This is a genomic window from Leucothrix arctica (assembly GCF_003172895.1).
Classification (GTDB): domain Bacteria; phylum Pseudomonadota; class Gammaproteobacteria; order Thiotrichales; family Thiotrichaceae; genus Leucothrix; species Leucothrix arctica.
Map to the genome: position 1 here is coordinate 31,827 of NZ_QGKL01000024.1, position 18,261 is coordinate 50,087.

The following is an 18,261-nucleotide window of genomic DNA, read 5'->3' on the forward strand; positions in this document are numbered from 1 at the left end:
AATAGTCAGATGACTCGTCGAAAAACGCGATTAGTCGATCTTACTTAACTCATCATTCATTGCTTTAACGGTTGCAGCAGCGTCACGCGCACCATCAACATACTCACGTACCAAACGATTGATGATTTGTGAGTTAACAATCTTAGAAGAAACCGAGAGTTGGCCTTCTTTTACACCCCAGCGATCAGCCGTTTCTAGACCGACCGTGATCGACGCAATAGTCTCTTTGTCATATAACTCAGACAAAGGCTTTTTACGGTCAACACCCACAGGCAGTTTTGCCCAAGCTTCTAGGAACTTAGTTGGCGCTTCTGTCGTTCCACGACGCACTGGGAACTTACCTTCAGGCGCGATAGACAAGGTGTTTGTGTAACCTTCATTCATCGAGAACTCAACGAATTTGATAGCGGCTTCAGTATCTGCATCGTTAGTAATACCGAAGTAACGAATGTCAGCCCATGCTGCGCCGTCAGGGTTACTTGGACCTTGGAAACGCGTCACAACACCAGTCTTACTTGCTAGGTCTGTAGACTGTGGATCATCATTAATCGTTGGTGGCGCTGAGTCACGTAGACCTGCTAGCTCATCAAGGATGAACGGAGACCAGATGATCATTGCCGCTTTACCCGCGAAGTACATTTCACGAGACTGCTTCCAGTACAAGTCACCTGGAGGTGACGCTTTTACCAGTGTTTTATAGAAATCTAATACTTCAGTCGTTGTTTTCACATCTAACGGTGAGAAGCCTTTATCGTTAACAGGCGTAACACCATTCGCAAGGAATACGTGCTCCAGTACCTGACTCATGAAACCTTCATCAATCTTAGTCGGTGCAACAAAACCGTAAAGAGAAGGTGGGTTGTGCAATGCTGCAATCGCTTTAGTGATCGCGTCATAACTGGTTGGCGCAGCGAGGCCTTTTGCTTTAAATAAGTCTTTGCGGTAAAGCACTAACTGAGTCCAACCATCAACAGGGACAGCAGCATAGCCTTCTGGCAATTTAGCCATATTCAATGCGCCCGGCGCAAAGGTATCAATACCTAATGACTCGATAACTTCACTGTTTGTTTCTGCGTCTAAAATACCGGCTTCAACCCATGGTAGTGCGTACTGAAGCGGGTGATAAATGATATCCGGAAGGTCATTGGCAGCCAACGCAGCGGTTGCACGTGTGCCAAGATCTTTCTCAGTGACAGGGATGATTTTTACTTCGATGCCACTCTTTGCTTTAAAATCATCAACCATAGCTTGTTGCTTGGCTAAACGTTCCGGTTGCTCTTCTGTCGTCCAGAATCGCAGCGTGTCTGCAGATGCAGCACCGCTCAGTAACAGCGATGTCGCTAATGCCAAGGTAATTTTCTTTAACGGGAATGTCTTCATCTCTTATTTCCTCCTCAGTTCCAAGAGATTATTGCGGTCGACTCTACGATCAGAGTCGCGTTCGATAAGTTGTAACGGTTGTAAAATGTGCTCTGGTGCTTTGTCGGGGTCAGCTAAGTTACGCAGTAACATGCGAGTGACTTGTTCTCCCGCACTGCTAATAGGCTGGCGTAAGGTCGTAATAGCAGGGGTGACGAAAGACGCGAGAGGGAAATCACCATAACCAATAATGGCTATATCTGTTCCCACTAGAAGCCCATGTTGTTGAATGGCCTGCATTGCGCCAACAGCCATCGCGTCGCTGCCACAAAAAATAGCGTCGGGGTTAGCTTCTGCCGCGTTTAGCCAGTTGTACGTGATGTCGAATCCGCTCGATTCGCTCATGGTGCCTTCTGCACATTGCATCGTAATTTCATCGCCCGCTTTGTTTATTGTCTGGCGAAAGCCTTGTTCCAATAAGCGAGAGAAGTTAAACATGGTTGGTGGTGTGATCAACGCAAGACGCTTGTGGCCTTGCTCAATAAAGCGGTTAGCCACTAACTTCGCCCCACTCAACATATCCACGTCATACCAGCTGAAATCTTTAGAGCGCGTAGTGCGACCGTGACAAACAAAAGGGATGTTTTTTTCTTTTAAGAATTTGATGCGTTCATCTTGAGGGCGAGTACGTGTCACGATAAAAGCGTTTGCTTTGTTTTCACGCACTAAACGTCGATACACTTCGAGTTCAGATATTTGACAAGGAGGGGTCGTAATCAATAAGTCGCGCTCAGCCGTTGCTAGTGTGTCGCCAACGCCCGCAATAAAGGCGGCAAAGAATGGGTCAGAAAAACGATGTATGCCAGGTGGTACAACATAGGCAATAGTATCGACACGAATTTGTCCGCGAGCCAGTTGTTGCGCTATACGAGAAGGTCGGTAGTTCAGCTCTTTCGCCGCTTCTTGTACACGACGGCGAGTGTCAGCACTAATGTCGCTGTAATTGTTTAAAGCGCGAGACACTGTGCTAGGTGTTAAGCCCAAGTGCAAAGCCAACTGTTTTAAGTTAATAGCTGTCATGATGAGTCGTTTATCCTCCTTTTAGTCTTGCGAAACCGCTTTTCTGGCTCATTTAAAACGCTCAGAAAGCGGTTTCAGTAAATCATAAACATTTTACCAAAGCAATTGTTTGGTTATTGGTTTTAAGTATTTTATTGGGTTTTATTACGCATTATCTATTTTATGTGGCTAATAAAAGAACGTATCATGCATGTAGGGCATCAGCCGTAAACCTATTTAGGGCTACGATTTATAAACTAGTCGTTGATTTTTCGTAAGGTAAACTTTAGTTTTAATGTGCTATCTTGATTGATGATTGCGTCATTAGTGACTACTTATTCACGGTAGTTAAACGACTGATTTGCAATGATAGAAGGGCTTAATAATGAATAAATTATTAATCATAACTGGAGAACTTAACCCATGCGGAAAAACTATATAGTTTTTACCGATTTAGATGGTACGTTATTAGATCATCATAGTTACAGCCATGCACCTGCACAACCCGCCCTTAATTTACTTGAGTCGCTTGACGTACCCGTCATTTTGAACTCAAGCAAAACTCTTCAAGAAATTGAGCATATAGCCTCAGGACTCCATCAGAGTTACCCTCGAATTGCTGAAAACGGCAGCCTAATAGCAAACCCCGATACCGACACGGTTCACACTTTTGGTGGCGACTATGAGCGGATTTGTGAGGTGCTAGAAGGGTTGCGAACTCAGTACGGGTATCAATTTAAAGGCTTTCATGACTGGACACCCGAGCAGCTTGCTAAAGATACGGGTCTACCATTAGACGCCGCTATTCGTGCCGGTGCACGAGAAGGTAGCGAGCCGATTAGATGGCTAGACACTGACGATCGCTTAGAGCGCTTTCGTGAAAACCTAGCAGCGGAAGGTTTAACGCTTAACCGAGGTGGTCGTTATTGGCACGTCATGTGGCAAGCGGATAAAGCGCAAGCCATGGAGTACCTCGTGAAAACCTACACGGTCGACAACCAGCGCCCTATCGTTATAGCGCTGGGTGATGGGCCCAATGATAAAAACATGTTGGCAGCAGCGGATATCGCCGTAATTGTTTACAACCCAGATGGTGTTGTTATTGACCTCCCTCATCGAGAAGGTCAGCAGGTTATCCGCACAACGTTAGCCGGCCCAAGCGGCTGGAACGAAGCGATACAACAAATTATAAATACGTAAGTATTACACTAAGAGGAAGAGATTTATGTCTGATTTTAAACAGACGGGTTCAATTACAACATTACATAAACTACCCGGCTATTCTTTAGAAAATATCGAAGATCAACTGCGTAAACACTCTAAGCGTAACCCGATGACACTGATTTTACCGTCACTGTTTTCGGAGCTAGAAGGCCCTGCATTACAGGGTATTTTGGACGAATTAAAGCATGCCGACTATATCAATGAGATTGTTATTGGACTGGATCAGGCAACGGAAGAGCAATTCCACTATGCGAAAGAATTTTTCTCATGCTTGCCGCAAAAAACAAAAATCCTTTGGAATGACGGGCCTAACCTTCGAGCGATTGCCGATGATTTGGAAGCGCGTGGTTTAGGGCCAAAAGAAGCAGGAAAGGGCCGTAACGTTTGGTATTGCTTGGGTTATATTTTGGCTGCCAATAACAGTAAAGCGGTTGCGTTGCATGACTGCGATATTCTGACGTATACCCGTGATATTCCTGCGCGTTTGTTCTACCCCATTGTTAACCCTGCGTTGGACTTTGAGTTTTGTAAGGGCTACTACACACGTGTAAATGATAAAGGCCAGTTGAGTGGTCGAGTGACTCGTTTGTTCGTACAGCCTTTGATTACCTCGCTAAAGAAGGTGTTGGGTAATACTGACTATCTTGATTATATGGACGCATTTCGTTATCCGTTGTCAGGTGAGTTTTCGTTTAGCACTGACTTGTTAAACATGATTCGTATACCAAGTGACTGGGGTCTGGAAGTCGGTATCTTGTCTGAGGCTTACCGTAACACCACGACACGCCGCATTTGTCAGGTAGATATTGCGGATAACTACGACCATAAGCACCAAGAAATGGGTGAAGCTGACCGTCAAGATGGCTTGTCTCGAATGAGTTACGAGATCGCTAAAGCGGTGTTCCGTAAGTTAGGTACGGAAGGCACGATTATGGATGGCGCGTTTTTCCGTGCACTGAAAGCGGTTTACCTGCGTGAAGCGTTGGATATGCTGGAGCGTTACGACGCAGATGCACACATGAACTGTTTGAATGTGGATATTCATGCGGAAGAAAATATCATTGAATTCTTCTCAGGCAGTATTTTGGATGCCGGTGAAAAGTACTTGGAAAGCCCACGTGAAACACCGTTTATACCTAACTGGATGCGTGTGATTAGTGCTGAGCCTGATGTGCCAGAGCGTATTTTGGCTGCGGTTGAGTTGGATAATGCGTAGTTAGATAAGCGTTTGGGTTTAATGGAAGAGCCGCTTTTTAGCGGCTCTTTTGTGTTTGGGGTGCTTTTGTTATCTAAAAGAGCCGTCTAAGTCTCACAAGGCGGAGCAACACTGGAGTATCCAACCGGGAGAAGCGCAGTAAGTGAAAAGCGGAACGACAAACCTCCACCGCCGACGTTTAACAGGCGCTGGCGGTCTGTGACTGTGGAACGCGAAAGTATCGGAACGTCAGGGCCGAAGTGCAGGATCTAAACTCGATATAACAACTTCGCATAATCGGTGTTATGTAACGCTTACCCAGACCACCTCATTACAGAATCCAAACTCGGTACAAGTTTCTTCTGATCACCATATTTAGCGGGACGACATCCCCACTCAACCACCCAGTACAAGTAAATCTAATGAGTTTGGAGAAAATAAAACATAACCCCAGGGTTATTTTTGTTGACATTATATAACCCTAGGGTTATTATAGACCCCATTATTAATATATATAGAGGTTCGTAATTGGCGAAGCAATAAAAGAGGGGAAGTAGTTGAAAAGCAAAGACGTTATAAAAAGTATAGAAACAGAAGGGTGGGTGCTGGTAAGAACTAAAGGAAGCCATCATCAATTTAAACATCCAGATAGACCAGGATTAGTGACCGTTCCTCATCCCAAGACAGATTTACCGAGAGGAACGGTTAAAAGCATAATGAGACAAGCGGGACTATAATAGTCCTGTAGATACTATAGAAATGAGCTGGAGGGGAGGCATCCCCTCCAAGGACTTGTTTAAAATAAAGGATTAAGATGCGATACCCAGTAGTTTTACATAAAGATATAGATAGCGATTTTGGTATAGCTGCACCTGATATACCTGGTTGCTTTTCTGCAGGTTCAACAGTAGATGAGGCTATAAATAATTTGCGTGAGGCTATTGATTGCCACTTAGAATTATTAGCTGAAGATGGCAATTTGGCACCACCGGCCTCCACCGTTGATCTACATATATCAGACCCTGACTATGACAATGGTATTTGGGCTTATGTTGATATTGATGTAACTCCTTACCTCGGAAAATCTGAAAAAGTAAACGTTTCTTTGCCAGCGTTGCTAATCAAGCAAATTGATGGTTTAGTCAGTGACGGTAAGGCTAAGAGCAGGTCTGCTTATCTAGCTGAATCTGCGGTGATCAATATATCAACCGGTTAAACTACAACTTCTTCCTTTAGTAACAAAAAAACCAGCATATTGCTGGTTTTTTCTGTGTGTGGTTTTTAAATAACTCTATTTAGACTTGATTCGGGGTCTAAAAAAGACTCCAAATACATTGTTGTTTCAGTATTCAACGCATCAATCAATAGGGTTATTGTAGACGTTTCAAAAAACGTATTGGCCCTGAAAAACACCTACTAGGATCAGATTAAGTAGTCAAAGAAACGATACCGAGGAATGCTGCGCAGCGTTACTTTTGATCAGCCTCTATATTTATGAACCTAAAGTTCTGATCATGTAATAAGAAGCTTTAGCTAAATAGAGATTTAATGTGTTCCTTCGGGGGTTCTTTCGACATTATGGAAATGTACTCTTTATGAGACAAGTCTAAGTAGTAATAGGAGTGTTTACCTCCCAGCTTGATGCTTCCCCATCCAGAGTCGAACACATGTAAACACTTGAAGGTTACTCTATTTCTTTTAAGCCAGCTTTCTTCGCCTAGGTATATATCCGCCTTTTGGGCAATGATATAAGACTTTGGAGGAGTCCCTTCTAAGTAGAATAATACGTTATCGTATACTCTCCCAGTAACTCCTTCTTTTGAATAGTTATCTAAGTAGATTGGAGATGCTAGCAATGGTCTTATTTTGCCACCTTGCCCAAGCCAATTTTTTGATTTTTGAATTAGTGGAAGTGTTATCGATGAAGATTTTGTGCTGTAAATGTAGTCTAGAGTTCTAGCAAAGCTATCAAGAGTAAGGATGATGTTTTTTTCTTCGGGATCTAATTTTACGACTCGTATATCTTCTCTTAAGTTGGAGAAATCCTCATCACTCATGAAGGCTTCATGGTTCTGATCACCATTTAGAACCCATTTGGGATTAAGTCCAAATTTTTCTTTTAGTAGTTTTAATGTCTTTTCTGAAGGGGCTTTAGTTCTACCATTGGTGAGCTGTGTTAGAGCAGAAGGTGTTATTTCAAGTTCTTCAGCTATTTGCTTTTTGCTTTTTTTGGTTCGACTATTGATCACAAGGACTGCATAAGCCATTCTTTCGCAGATTAATTCAAACATGTCACTCACCAGTTAATTATCACTTAATAAATTAAGTATAAAATAAGTAGATATTTTACGCAACTGTTGAGAGTATTGGATAGATAGCACGACCCCCAATAGAGTCCTATTTAGGGTACAGCCTAATTAGAGGAATTGTTGTTGCCTGAAACAAGTCTAACTAAGGTCGTATCGCTGGATTTTAGAGGGTATTCTAAAAACACTTAGAGGCTATTTATAGACTGTATTCTATTCCATGACATAGAGTACAGTGGTGTGTTTCAAGTCCATTAAATCGTGACATATTAATTAATATACGCCTAGCTATCTACGAATCGGCTTAGTAGAAAAACCGCAATAAGACTGATGTGAGTAAAGTTCCAATATTTTTCTCTTTATCCGCTTTATAATAGAGATAAATGGCATTTAAAATGCTTGCATTAAAACAGATTTTTCTCAATACTTGTCCTAAGTCCCGGGACTCGGGACAAGTGTTGAGGTGAAAATATGAAATGTCAAGACATCGGGGTACTCCTGAAGCTGGTTTCCTTGCACGAACAAGAGAACAGTATCGATCAATACCGAGAAAGAAGAAATTGGCCTCATGATTGGGGCGATTGGGATGACTCTAATAACCCGCTGAACCTGCCCGAAATGAATCTATATAGAGATAGGGGATATATTACGACACGTTACACTGCTCGAGCTTTGGAGGAGGAAACTCACATAAGCAAATCTCAGATTAACTTGTCAATAAATCGGTGTTATGACGTTGGATTACTAAGAAGAGACCGACATTCTGACATTCCACGCGTAAACATACGGGCGTTATTTGATTTTATCGTCTATGGCCTAAAATATGTTTTTCCAGCAAAACCCGGGGAAATAACGCGTGGCATTGCAACTGCATTTGCTGCCCCTGTGTTAAGGGAGAAACTCATGAGTGCTGGTGAGTTTTCACTAGTTTGGCCGGATGCACGGGGAAATACTAAAGGCCAAGCAATTCAGCCATTATTCAAATCTGCAACATTTGCTGTTCGGCAAGACCCAAAAATGTATGCCCTGCTAGCATTAGTTGATGCCATACGTGTTGGTCATCCTCGGGAAGCTAATTTGGCTATTGAAATACTCAGTAAAGAATTAGGTGTAGAACAACGATGACTATTTTATCCGAATTGCAAGGAATGCTGGAAGCGGTCGCGGGCGCATTGGGTCCTGAACTATGTCAGCAGATGACTTTTGTCGGCGGTTGTACCACAGGTCTTCTACTGACTGATGATTTCACCAAAGAAGGTGTACGCTACACCGATGATGTTGATCTCATTGTTAATACTATCGGCTATGCTGGATTTCATAAACTGCAGCAAGACCTCATGGAAAAGGGATTCACGATACCAGAGCCAGGGTTTACTGAGGCAACACCGATCTGCGCTATGATGTTGGGAGATTTACGTGTTGATTTCATGCCAGATGATGAAAATGTACTAGGCTTTACTAACCGTTGGTATACAGCTGCTACACAAACAGCCACCCTATATCATCTGACAAAAGAGATGAAAATCAGGCTAGTGACTCCTGTCTACTTCTTAGCAACTAAGTTAGAAGCGTATCACGGTAGAGGAAATGGTGATGCGCTGTCTAGCCGCGATATTGAAGATATTCTTACATTAGTTGATGGTAGTGAAGATCTTTTAGAGGAAGTAGAACAGGCAGAAAGTGAAGTACGAGCCTATATTGCCAGTAACCTTGAAACCTTGCTAAAAGACAGCAATTTTGAAAATGCTGTCTATAGTCAGTCTAGAGGAGACCGTGATCGTGCAGACCTTATATTTGAACGTCTAGAAGCGTTATCCTCCTGCTAGGCTTTTAAATTTATGGGTCTATCTGCATAAAGGTACGTAACCCACCACAGTATTTTGCTACATCGCCGCTATAGCTAGCTCCTGACCGTTTTAGGAATACAGGATTCTATCCCTTATGTGCTTCAGTAACGTAAGGGATATCCCTTTAACCACACAAGCCTCTGGCAATACTCCTACAGAAAGCTGTTCCAAACGCATAAAAACACGACCTAAATCATGATTAAGGTCGAACCAGCAACATATTCCGTTAATTATAGCTCCTGAAGAAGCGAGACCCTGAGGTCGGTACATTAGTAAAAGAGTACTACAGTCAGCGTCGTAATCCCCGAGTTTATCTAGCTAAAATAATGGATATGAAAATGAGTAATACGCCCGTAAAAAAGTCCCGCTTTCGTGTGCTTCGCTGGTTGCTAATGGGTGGTCTAACCCTTGTTGCATCGGTAGGCGTCTTTGCCTATTTGATAGTAGATACCTTCACAGCACCATTCGTAGATGAAGTAGGTAAGCCTGTTGAAAACTCAATTGCTGAGGAACGACGAATGGTTATCGGTGGCGTTGAGCAGTATGTATTGTTACGCGGACGAGATAGAACTGCGCCGTTACTGGTCTTTGTCCACGGTGGTCCCGGTGCCTCAGAAACGCCGTTCTTACGTCGTTACAATGCAGACTTAGAAAATGACTTTGTAGTGGTCTATTGGGATCAACGTGGTGCAGTGCATAGTTATAGCCCTGACCTTGATCCTGCGACATTCACGATTGAGCGAATGACAGAAGATCTTCGGGAGTTGGTTGATACCTTGCTCGTAGAGTTTGATCAGGAAAAAGTGTTATTAGTGGGGCACTCGTGGGGGACTATTCCCGCATTAGAATACACCGCACAGCATCCTGATAAAGTAGCCACTTACATATCCATTAGCCAAACCACCAACCAGCAAGAAAGTGATGCAGAGGGTTTTGAGTGGGCATTATCTCAAGCGAAGAAGGCAGGGGATGAAGAGGCGATAGCGACCCTTGAAGCACTTGGTCGTCCACCATATACCCTGCAACAATTTATTACTCAACGGCAGCATGTTGGGCGTTATGGCGGATCATTTAAAGATGGCTCAAGTGACTTTAAGCTTGCGTCACAAATGATAATGACGGATGAGTTTTCATGGCTCGACTTGGGTGCATTTGTGAAAGGCGTAAGACTGTCAGGTAATGCCTTGTGGGAAGAGCAAAAGCACTACGATGCTGAATCACGTTATACGACACTAGACGCGCCTATCGTGATGATGTTTGGACGAGGTGATCGAGTGATTTCACCTAGACTTGGTTTGGCGTATTTCGAGATGCTTGACGCGCCCTCTAAGGAATTCATCTGGTTTGAAAACTCTGCTCATGCCCCTCTGTTTGAAGAGCCTGAAAAGTTTAATGATACCGTGCGGCAGGTGGCGAGGGGAGTGGGGTTGTTAAGGTGAGTATGTATAGATGTTTGGTTTATTATTTTAACCATTTATTTAAGTAGGACGTTCTTTCGGCGCTGCACTGACTTTTAGCAAGCTTTCTTAATCCGAAATTGCAGCTGGCTGGCATATCATTCGAGCAGGTTCTTTTAAGGCTATTGGATGCTCTGTGGGCATTTTTAATAGAAGAGCTTCTTCTTTCAAAACATGCTTTATAATATTTCGTAGCTTTACTTCTTACCCTTGCATTGTAGTTAGAGTCAATAGCATCCAACTTGTTTTGGAGCTTCTCAGCGCTGTCTTGAGCTGCGATATTTGAAGCATTTCCATTGTACATTTTAGCTAATAAGTTAACATTTTTGATATGCAGTTGTATTGTTTCAGTAGATTTGTTCTCTGATTTAGCAACACATAAATTTAAACGAGCTGCACAGTAATCTTTACCTTCTTTATAGAGAGAGGGTGATACCCCCGTTAAACATTTGTTGAATGCATTCTCACAATTCTTAACAGCTTGAGTTTTAGAGGGTAGATTAGAGATAATGCTCATTGTCTTGCTGGAACTTGGAGTGTCACAAGCAACTGATTGGTATGATGTTACTCCAGATATATTGCACTTATAGACCGCAGATAATGCACTAGAGCTAATCGATAATAAAATCAGAGTAAGAGATGTGTTTTTGATAAAATTCAATGTATAAGCCTTAGATTTATTTATTAGTTTTTATTAAAGACACTGCTAATCGAGGATGATGTATATCAAAAGTATTCACTATCAGCTATTTTTTTCAGATTATCGGAGTTTTCAGTATTTTTTAGTCGCAGTTTATATTACATATTGATTAAATTGTTTTTAATACTACAAACAACAGGCATAAAAAAGGCCAAGTAAACACTCGGCCTTTTTTATCGATAGGTATCGGATTATTTAACCGTCAACCAATGACACGCATAAGGTTTCAACTTCAGTACGCCATTCTCTTGCGCAATCGGCTGATCACTCAGCAAGTCAATCCAGTCATTCATTTCACTACCTAACAACGCACGTAGCACAACGTTGTTTACTAAGCGGAAAGTCTTAGTGAAGTTGTATAGCGCCACGATCTTTTGGCCGCTCTCAGAGACACGCATGATGCCAAGTAACTGATCATCCAAATCCAATACCATCTGCTCAGCATCAGGGTGGAATGCAGGTTGTTCACGACGAACTTTGATGCGTCGAGTGTACTCATTTAACAGAATAGACGTGCTACTTTCATTCACTTCTAGCAGTGCTGACAACTCGTCAATATCCCACTGATGACGGTTAATCGCACGAGTCATCCCAGTGACTTCAACACGCTTATGATCGTTAGGTGTTCCTAATAATGAGTGTAAGTACACACCTGGAATACCACGTAATGACAATGCAACAGTCTGCGATAGTAAGAAGCGAGATACCTGCCAAGGCGCAGATTGATGACCAGGGTTTCTAAAGGCATCGTAGTACGTTACGTTAATCTCGTAAGGGACATCGACCCCATCTGTGTTACGACGTGTAGAGACATAAGCCCCACCTGCACGCATGTCATCTAGTAGCTGTTTTAGCTCTTCATCAGGCAGTAAACCTTCTAACGGACGAACACCAATACCGTCATGAGAAGCGGTAAAGTTGAAGTAAGTACAGCCTGCTGGTGGTGGTGACAAGTTCTTTAGCCAGTCATATAGGTACTCGGTCGTGCCGCTATGAATCGCGTGAAGTAGCAGCGGTGGCAAGCTGAACTGGTAAACCATTTGAGCTTCGTCACCGTCACCAAAGTAACTGATGTTTTCTTCGTGCGGTACGTTGGTTTCTGTCAGCAAAATCGCGCCCGGACAAGCATGCTCAACAAGGTCACGCATCAGTTTAACGACTTCATGTGTCTGCGGTAAATGCAGGCAATTTGTACCCACTTCTTTCCATAAGAAGGCAATTGCATCTAAACGTGTGATGCGTGAGCCTTGTGTTAGGTAGAAGAACAAGATGTCGATCATCTCAAGTAATACGTTAGGGTTACGGTAGTTCAGATCAACTTGGTCAGCACTAAACGTCGTCCAAACATGACGTAAGCCATCGTGTGTCGGGATTTCAGTGAGTAGTGGACTACTTCGAGGACGAACAACTTTAGACCAGTCTGCTTTAGGGTCTTCGTAAATAAAGAAGTCACGGTATGGGTCACGGTCACTACGGAAGTCAGCAAAGTAGAGGCTGACACGCGAGCAATGGTTTAGTACGAAATCGAACATCAGTTCGAAGTTATTACCCAGTGCGTTGACATCTTTCCAGTCACCCAAGTCTGAGCGAATAGTGCGGTAGTCAGCGACCGAAAAGCCATCATCTGATGTGTAAGGGAAAATAGGCAGTAGATGAATAATGTTAAATGCATCTTTAAGCCAAGAGTCAGCGAAGTCTTTTAGGCAACGCAGTGAGGCGTCTTCCTCTTTACTCGTGATGGTGTCACCGTAACTGATGAGTACCACGTCTTGCTCGTCCCACTTTGGCTTGAAGTTGGTTTTAGCCAGTGCTTCTTGGTAGTGGTTGAGGCGTTCTTGAAGCTTTTCGACCAACTCTTTGGACTGCTCTTTGGTGTAAAGCATGTTAAGACGTTTATTGATCTTCTTTTTTAGTGCCGGTGTTAGATCTGCCACTTAAGTACCCCTGCATTTTCATGTTAAAACCATTTATAAGGGGATATTAACTGCTTTTAAGGCTTACGAAAACGATTTCGGAATGTTTTGTACGATATTTATTGTACAAGATGTTGTGGTTTTCTATTCTTTTCTTCTATAGCTAGTGTTTCAGCGTGAGGAAGACAAGTTATTGGTCCTTCATCGCCAAACTTTTGCTGCGTGCATAGTCACTTTGCAGTGTGGCGACTTCTGCAACAGTGCTATGAGCAACCTCTTGTAAGAATGTCGCATCTTTTAGGTCTAAGCCCATGGTGTATTTAAGACCGACAGGAGACTCTTTATAAAGCATCGCATAAAACACGCTAGCAGCTAAATAAGTCCCCGCTCGGCTAGGGTGAATACCGTCTTTCGCATGTAGCGTTAAGTCAGGACGACGTTCAAGTGCACGCGCAAATGCGCTCCCGACGGGGACCAGTGTTGTCTCTAGTTCATGAGCGAGTTCAATATACCGTGGCTCTAGTTGTTTAATCATTTCAGGGCGGTGTTTGTAAGCCCAAGTCATGAATAACATAGGTTTAATCCCGCGTTCATGCAGTAACTCCAACGACTCAGACAAGGCCGACTTAAACGTCAGCTGTTTACTCTCATCAATCGCCTCGCGACTGTGTCCCTGCATGACGACGACACTCCAACCTTTTTTATGGGTCAGGCTGTCTAAACTAGCTTGCTGCTCAAACCAGTAGCCGCCAGCGATGGTCGCTGCACGAAAGTTGTAGTCCGCGAAGGCTTTAGTGCTCATGGTATTACGACGGAGCTGTTCGACGTGGTAGTGCAGGCTATTGTTGTAGTAGGTAAAACTATTGCCAATAAATAACACTTTTTTTGCTACGTCATTATTGGCGGTATCGACTGTTGAGTAGTTACCAATTTCATCAGACTCATCAATTTGCTGCTGATAGATGGCGAGCACTTCAAGTAAGCCTATCAATGCCGAGTTGTAATCAATCGCATATTCATTGACTGAGTAAGCACGTTCATTGTCGACGTAGCTCATCATGCCTTTGTTTTTAGGTGCGATGTTATCTTGCGCGGCATTATTTGGCCCGCCGACCATGAGTCCCGGCAGGGTGCGTTTTATGGCACGGCCAAACAAGTGAACTGGGTTTTTGACAGCGTTCTCACCAACTCCCGTGACAAAGGATAAGTTGAACGGGTTGCGCCCCATGATGAAATCCAATTGATCGATAGCAGCATTTAGGTACTTTTTATCACCACTCAAACGCCAAGCATGGGCAAGGGTAATCCCTTCTTCAGCGGTCATTTTGTTAGAGCCCCAGATAAATTTATCATTCGCCAAATTGAGCGAGGAGGCGGTTACTTTTTCGAGGAGCATGTCGGCACGAGCGATGAGTTTCTTTTGAATGTCCTCACGAATATCTTTTAACTCAGGCGTTGTATCCTGTTCCATCAAGTGCAGCAGCGATAAGGAGGATGCATCCTTCCACTCATATAATGAGAATGTTTGTTCCGGCTCAAACGTTTTAATATATTCCAAATACGTTTGTTGATTTGTGGTTAAGAATAACTCTATTACAGCGGTTAGACGGTCATCGTGATCGGTGTCCAGTTGCACTTCTTGATCGGTATCCGAACTGAGGTACGAGCCTGAACCCGAGTCATCTTCCTTTTTCCAGTCCACCGTTTGCTCTGATTGGAACTTTAACCAACTCCAGCTTTTCTCAGCAGCAGTTAAGTAGCGTTTAGCGCGTGCTGCGTCACTACTTTTAAACACACGAGCGGCCATGGCCATGCTTGAAATAAACTTGCCTGTTTCGGGGGATGAAATACCGTAAACATAACGTGTTTGCGAGTCATCTTCGGGTGCAATTGCACTCGTCCATTTAGTCCCTGAAACTTTGCGATAAACCGCACCGTCGGAGCGCTGCATCTTGAGCATCCAGTCCAGTTCAACCGTTAATTCATCCAGCAAATCTGACTGCCCATTGCCTGACTCAGGAATGGACAGAGCACCATCTGGGTATCGCTCAGGTGCCATTAAATAAAGGCTCATGAGTCGGTTGACCGTTACCGCAGCGGGTGCGATGTACTTGCCGTAGTCGCCCGCATCATGCCAACCGCCTGTTGCATCTCGGTGTTGGCCGTCTTTATTGGCCTCATCGTCACGAGGATAAACGCCGTCATCTAAGTGACACGCAAGATGGGATAAACCTGTCTCAGCATCTCGCAACTCATGACCACAGCGCTGTAAATAAAAACTCCGTAGCAGTAGGCGAGTGGCTTCTTTATAGGTGTTTTTGTCAATACTGAAGGTTGCAGAGCGAAGGTCATCGCCTTCCAAATAAAAGCGGCCGGTATCTTTAACGGCAGAGAGGTCTAGGACTTGCACGGTGCTGTCTTCTGGCCCGGTCACTGAGTCTTGTGCCGATAGCATTTGCACCAGTTCGCCATTTTCTGCATTGATCAATGCGATGGGTTCTCTGCCTGCTTTATTCATGATCATTGCACGCTTTGGCCAGTCAGGATGGTAGCCCGCTTGGTTGACCACAATGACTGGTTTTATGCCTTCTGCATGCGCTTTAAAAGGCAGTAGCACTACCATAGAAAGCGTAACAAACAGCGCAGACAAGCGCACGCGTGAGGAAAGTTGCGTAGTAAGGTAACTCATGAATATATGACCGCTTAGTTCTTTATTTTTAACTAGATTGCTAATTTTTAAAGCCAAGGTATCACGGTCAAAGTTGAAGCTAGATGAATAGGTTTTGGTTTTCTAATCAACCATTAACTATTGAAGTGACTATTCAAAATGTCATTAATATTGTTTTCTGAGCCAACGTGTATCTCGATATAAAACATTTTAGCTATTTCAGTGGCTTCACGTTTGATGGCATCGCGCTCTTCTGAGGTGCTGTTGGTGTGACCTGAGCCTTGGTATTCAACCACGGCAACGGGCATGAGGTTGCTATTCGTTATGCAAAAATCGACACGTTTAGAGTTTATGTAGCGGTAGTTTTCCGAGTCTGCACTGAGTATTTCGCCAAGGCTGACCTGAGCAAATACCTTCATATTTCGCTCTTTGCAGTAATTGACTAACTTCCAATAAACGTCTTCTTCTGACCTATTTAACAGTCGCTTCTTTTTAAAACTGCCGCGTTTCACCACCGCAAGTTCTTGTTGGTAGCGCTCGGGTGTTGGTGGTTGCAAAGGCGTCAGCAGGTTTGTTTGGCTGGTGCTGTTTTGAGATGGAGAGCAGCCAGTTAGAAAAAGAATAATTAGAATGGGTAGGAATTTAGTCATCATTTTCACAAAGGCTGAGTGGTCGTCGGGGAGGGGATTATTGATGTTTTGACTGAGGAAAACTATCACTGATATTCAGTCGTTTGTTGATACTTTATCTTCGGGCTGATTATTGGTGATTTTATCTCTGAGTAAGCAGCTCGTCAGTGATATTTTGAGTATAGGATTATCAGTGTTGTTGGCTTAAATGATAGCTGTACAGTTCTAGTCGCTGTAATCAATACCTGCCGAGAATGCGATAAGTAGGTCTTTAATGCTAAAGAACCATGCTTAGGTACTACCCCAAGCATGGTTCTTTTATCTATCTAATCATCTAACTAGCGACGCTGGTCTTATGACTTTATTTTACCCGCGATGAAGTAAATGATGCCGCCCAATATTGAGCCTGTGAACCAACCATAACTATAGAACCAGCTTAACTGGCCGCTCACTTGCGCAAAGATAGTCAGTGCAACAGGAATCAAAAATGCGGCAAAGCCAGCCCAGTTCCAAGCCGTGTAAACGCCTTTGCCGTGGTATAGCGCAGGTAGGTCTAAGGTCTGCTTACGAATAATAAAGTAATCAACAATCATGATACCAGCGATAGGCCCCAACAGACTTGAGTAACCTAGTAGCCAGTTTGAGTACATGCTCTCAACACTCACGTCTGATGCGATAACGCCCAGCTTTCGTAGCAACTCCCAAGACATCATCACAATACCGACTAAACCTGTCAGTAACACAGCCTTCGTATGGTTGATTTTCTTAGGTGCAATATTTTGAAAGTCATTCGTTGGTGAAACAATATTCGCTGCCGTATTAGTGGATAGCGTAGCGATGATAATTAATACCATTGCTGTGATAACCCAAAACGGACTCTCAATTTTACCGATCAGTGAAATCGGATCAGAGATCGTCTCGCCGACTAGTTGCTGTGAAGCAGCGGTCAAAATGACACCTAGCGCAGCAAACAAAAACATGGTCAATGGTAAGCCAACAATCTGACCCCAAATCTGACTTTTTTGTGATTTAGCATAACGACTAAAGTCAGGGATATTCAACGATAACGTTGCCCAGAAGCCAACCATTGCCGTCAAACCACTAAGGAAGAAACCCATAAATGGTGCGTCAGCAGGGCGGTTAGCAGGTTCAGCTAAAAGCTCAGTCAGTGATGCTTGAGGGTAAGCCCAAACAACCAAACCAACCGTAACAGCTAGAAGTAGTGGTGCAGACAGTGTTTCTAACCATTTAATAGACTCAGCACCACGCAGTACCACAAGAATATTCATCGACCAAAAGATAAAGAAACCGAGTACTTCACCGGTGCCACCGAGACTCGCCCAAGCGGGGAAAATAGCGGAGAGTAATAGGTGAATCGCGAGACCACCAAACAGTGTCTGAATACCAAACCAACCACAGGCGACCACGGCTCGAATCAAACAGGGCACGTTGGAACCAACGATACCAAACGATGAGCGTAGGACAACAGGGAAAGGGATGCCGTACTTAGTACCCACAAAAGCGTTTAAAATTAGCGGGATTAAAACAATGACGTTGGCAAGAAAAATAGTCCATAACGCTTCTGAAACAGATAGACCAAAATAGGCGGTCAGTACGCCACCTAAGGTATATGTTGGCACGCAAATAGACATACCCACCCAAAGTGCGGCGATGTTCCATTTTCCCCATGTGCGTTGGGCGATCTTAGTTGGAGCAATATCCTCGTTATACCATTTGCTTGCAGTGACGTCTGCGCCAGCTTCGAGTTCAACGAACTCTCCCTGCATGACAGTTTTGCTTTCCATTTGCTACTTCTCCAGTGTTTAGGTGGTCTCAAGTTGGACGTATTTTTATCGTTTATAAGTACTGACTTCTTCTCCATTCCTGCACGAGCGTTGTTGCAT

The 18,261-nt window shown here is 43.7% G+C and carries 15 protein-coding genes; 7 read left to right on the plus strand and 8 right to left on the minus strand.

The window, feature by feature from the left end; translation table 11 throughout:
* Positions 1–30: 30 nt before the first annotated feature.
* On the minus strand, positions 31–1,380 hold the full coding sequence (locus DKT75_RS07930; RefSeq protein ID WP_109822887.1) for an ABC transporter substrate-binding protein: 1,350 nt from the start codon (positions 1,378–1,380) through the stop codon (positions 31–33).
* Positions 1,381–1,383: 3 nt separating this feature from the next.
* Positions 1,384–2,439 (minus strand): LacI family DNA-binding transcriptional regulator, encoded by a 1,056-nt coding sequence (locus tag DKT75_RS07935; protein ID WP_109822888.1) that lies wholly within the window; start codon positions 2,437–2,439, stop codon positions 1,384–1,386.
* A 402-nt stretch (positions 2,440–2,841) separates the two neighbouring features.
* Between DKT75_RS07935 and DKT75_RS07940 the strand changes: the two genes are divergently transcribed.
* From DKT75_RS07940 to DKT75_RS07955, 4 genes are all read left to right on the plus strand, one after another.
* The gene (locus DKT75_RS07940; protein WP_109822889.1) at positions 2,842–3,618 is read left to right on the plus strand and encodes an HAD-IIB family hydrolase; all 777 of its coding nucleotides are present in this window, start codon (positions 2,842–2,844) and stop codon (positions 3,616–3,618) included.
* A 25-nt stretch (positions 3,619–3,643) separates the two neighbouring features.
* The gene (locus tag DKT75_RS07945; protein WP_109822890.1) at positions 3,644–4,858 is read left to right on the plus strand and encodes a glycosyltransferase family protein; all 1,215 of its coding nucleotides are present in this window, start codon (positions 3,644–3,646) and stop codon (positions 4,856–4,858) included.
* A 536-nt stretch (positions 4,859–5,394) separates the two neighbouring features.
* The gene (locus tag DKT75_RS07950; protein ID WP_109822891.1) at positions 5,395–5,574 is read left to right on the plus strand and encodes a type II toxin-antitoxin system HicA family toxin; all 180 of its coding nucleotides are present in this window, start codon (positions 5,395–5,397) and stop codon (positions 5,572–5,574) included.
* Positions 5,575–5,651: 77 nt separating this feature from the next.
* Positions 5,652–6,053 (plus strand): type II toxin-antitoxin system HicB family antitoxin, encoded by a 402-nt coding sequence (locus DKT75_RS07955; RefSeq protein WP_109822892.1) that lies wholly within the window; start codon positions 5,652–5,654, stop codon positions 6,051–6,053.
* A 313-nt stretch (positions 6,054–6,366) separates the two neighbouring features.
* Here DKT75_RS07955 and DKT75_RS07960 read toward each other — a convergent pair whose 3' ends face one another.
* A complete protein-coding gene (locus DKT75_RS07960; RefSeq protein WP_109822893.1) occupies positions 6,367–7,128 on the minus strand; it encodes a helix-turn-helix domain-containing protein in 762 nt (253 codons plus the stop codon).
* Positions 7,129–7,614: 486 nt separating this feature from the next.
* Here DKT75_RS07960 and DKT75_RS07965 point away from each other — a divergent pair, with 486 nt between their 5' ends.
* From DKT75_RS07965 to DKT75_RS07975, 3 genes are all read left to right on the plus strand, one after another.
* A complete protein-coding gene (locus DKT75_RS07965; RefSeq protein WP_109822894.1) occupies positions 7,615–8,268 on the plus strand; it encodes a hypothetical protein in 654 nt (217 codons plus the stop codon).
* Positions 8,265–8,969, plus strand: coding sequence for a nucleotidyl transferase AbiEii/AbiGii toxin family protein (locus tag DKT75_RS07970; RefSeq protein ID WP_109822895.1), 705 nt, complete (start codon positions 8,265–8,267; stop codon positions 8,967–8,969). Before DKT75_RS07965 ends, DKT75_RS07970 begins: the two co-directional genes overlap by 4 nt.
* A gap of 359 nt (positions 8,970–9,328) precedes the next feature.
* A complete protein-coding gene (locus DKT75_RS07975) occupies positions 9,329–10,429 on the plus strand; it encodes an alpha/beta fold hydrolase (protein WP_158278813.1) in 1,101 nt (366 codons plus the stop codon).
* A 22-nt stretch (positions 10,430–10,451) separates the two neighbouring features.
* On the opposite strand, the gene DKT75_RS07980 is transcribed toward DKT75_RS07975, so the two are convergent.
* From DKT75_RS07980 to DKT75_RS08000, 5 genes are all read right to left on the minus strand, one after another.
* Entirely contained in the window at positions 10,452–11,108 is a 657-nt protein-coding gene (locus DKT75_RS07980) for a hypothetical protein (protein ID WP_146201337.1), read from the minus strand.
* 230 nt (positions 11,109–11,338) lie between these two features.
* On the minus strand, positions 11,339–13,081 hold the full coding sequence (locus tag DKT75_RS07985; RefSeq protein WP_245923129.1) for a sugar phosphorylase: 1,743 nt from the start codon (positions 13,079–13,081) through the stop codon (positions 11,339–11,341).
* 169 nt (positions 13,082–13,250) lie between these two features.
* On the minus strand, positions 13,251–15,749 hold the full coding sequence (locus DKT75_RS07990; protein WP_109822898.1) for a glycoside hydrolase family 9 protein: 2,499 nt from the start codon (positions 15,747–15,749) through the stop codon (positions 13,251–13,253).
* 113 nt (positions 15,750–15,862) lie between these two features.
* Positions 15,863–16,381 (minus strand): DUF2726 domain-containing protein, encoded by a 519-nt coding sequence (locus DKT75_RS07995; RefSeq protein WP_109822899.1) that lies wholly within the window; start codon positions 16,379–16,381, stop codon positions 15,863–15,865.
* Positions 16,382–16,710: 329 nt separating this feature from the next.
* Positions 16,711–18,162, minus strand: a complete 1,452-nt coding sequence (locus DKT75_RS08000) for an NCS1 family nucleobase:cation symporter-1 (RefSeq protein WP_109822900.1) — start codon at positions 18,160–18,162, stop codon at positions 16,711–16,713.
* Positions 18,163–18,261: the final 99 nt, after the last annotated feature.

What these genes read in the sequence shown, in the direction of transcription:
- DKT75_RS07930 (WP_109822887.1), bottom strand. Translation starts at nt 1,380, where the DNA reads ATGAAGACATTCCCGTTAAAGAAAATTACCTTGGCATTAGCGACATCG.
- DKT75_RS07935 (WP_109822888.1), bottom strand. Translation starts at nt 2,439, where the DNA reads ATGACAGCTATTAACTTAAAACAGTTGGCTTTGCACTTGGGCTTAACA.
- DKT75_RS07940 (WP_109822889.1), top strand. Translation starts at nt 2,842, where the DNA reads ATGCGGAAAAACTATATAGTTTTTACCGATTTAGATGGTACGTTATTA.
- DKT75_RS07945 (WP_109822890.1), top strand. Translation starts at nt 3,644, where the DNA reads ATGTCTGATTTTAAACAGACGGGTTCAATTACAACATTACATAAACTA.
- DKT75_RS07955 (WP_109822892.1), top strand. Translation starts at nt 5,652, where the DNA reads ATGCGATACCCAGTAGTTTTACATAAAGATATAGATAGCGATTTTGGT.
- DKT75_RS07960 (WP_109822893.1), bottom strand. Translation starts at nt 7,128, where the DNA reads ATGTTTGAATTAATCTGCGAAAGAATGGCTTATGCAGTCCTTGTGATC.
- DKT75_RS07965 (WP_109822894.1), top strand. Translation starts at nt 7,615, where the DNA reads ATGAAATGTCAAGACATCGGGGTACTCCTGAAGCTGGTTTCCTTGCAC.
- DKT75_RS07970 (WP_109822895.1), top strand. Translation starts at nt 8,265, where the DNA reads ATGACTATTTTATCCGAATTGCAAGGAATGCTGGAAGCGGTCGCGGGC.
- DKT75_RS07975 (WP_158278813.1), top strand. Translation starts at nt 9,329, where the DNA reads ATGAGTAATACGCCCGTAAAAAAGTCCCGCTTTCGTGTGCTTCGCTGG.
- DKT75_RS07990 (WP_109822898.1), bottom strand. Translation starts at nt 15,749, where the DNA reads ATGAGTTACCTTACTACGCAACTTTCCTCACGCGTGCGCTTGTCTGCG.
- DKT75_RS07995 (WP_109822899.1), bottom strand. Translation starts at nt 16,381, where the DNA reads ATGATGACTAAATTCCTACCCATTCTAATTATTCTTTTTCTAACTGGC.
- DKT75_RS08000 (WP_109822900.1), bottom strand. Translation starts at nt 18,162, where the DNA reads ATGGAAAGCAAAACTGTCATGCAGGGAGAGTTCGTTGAACTCGAAGCT.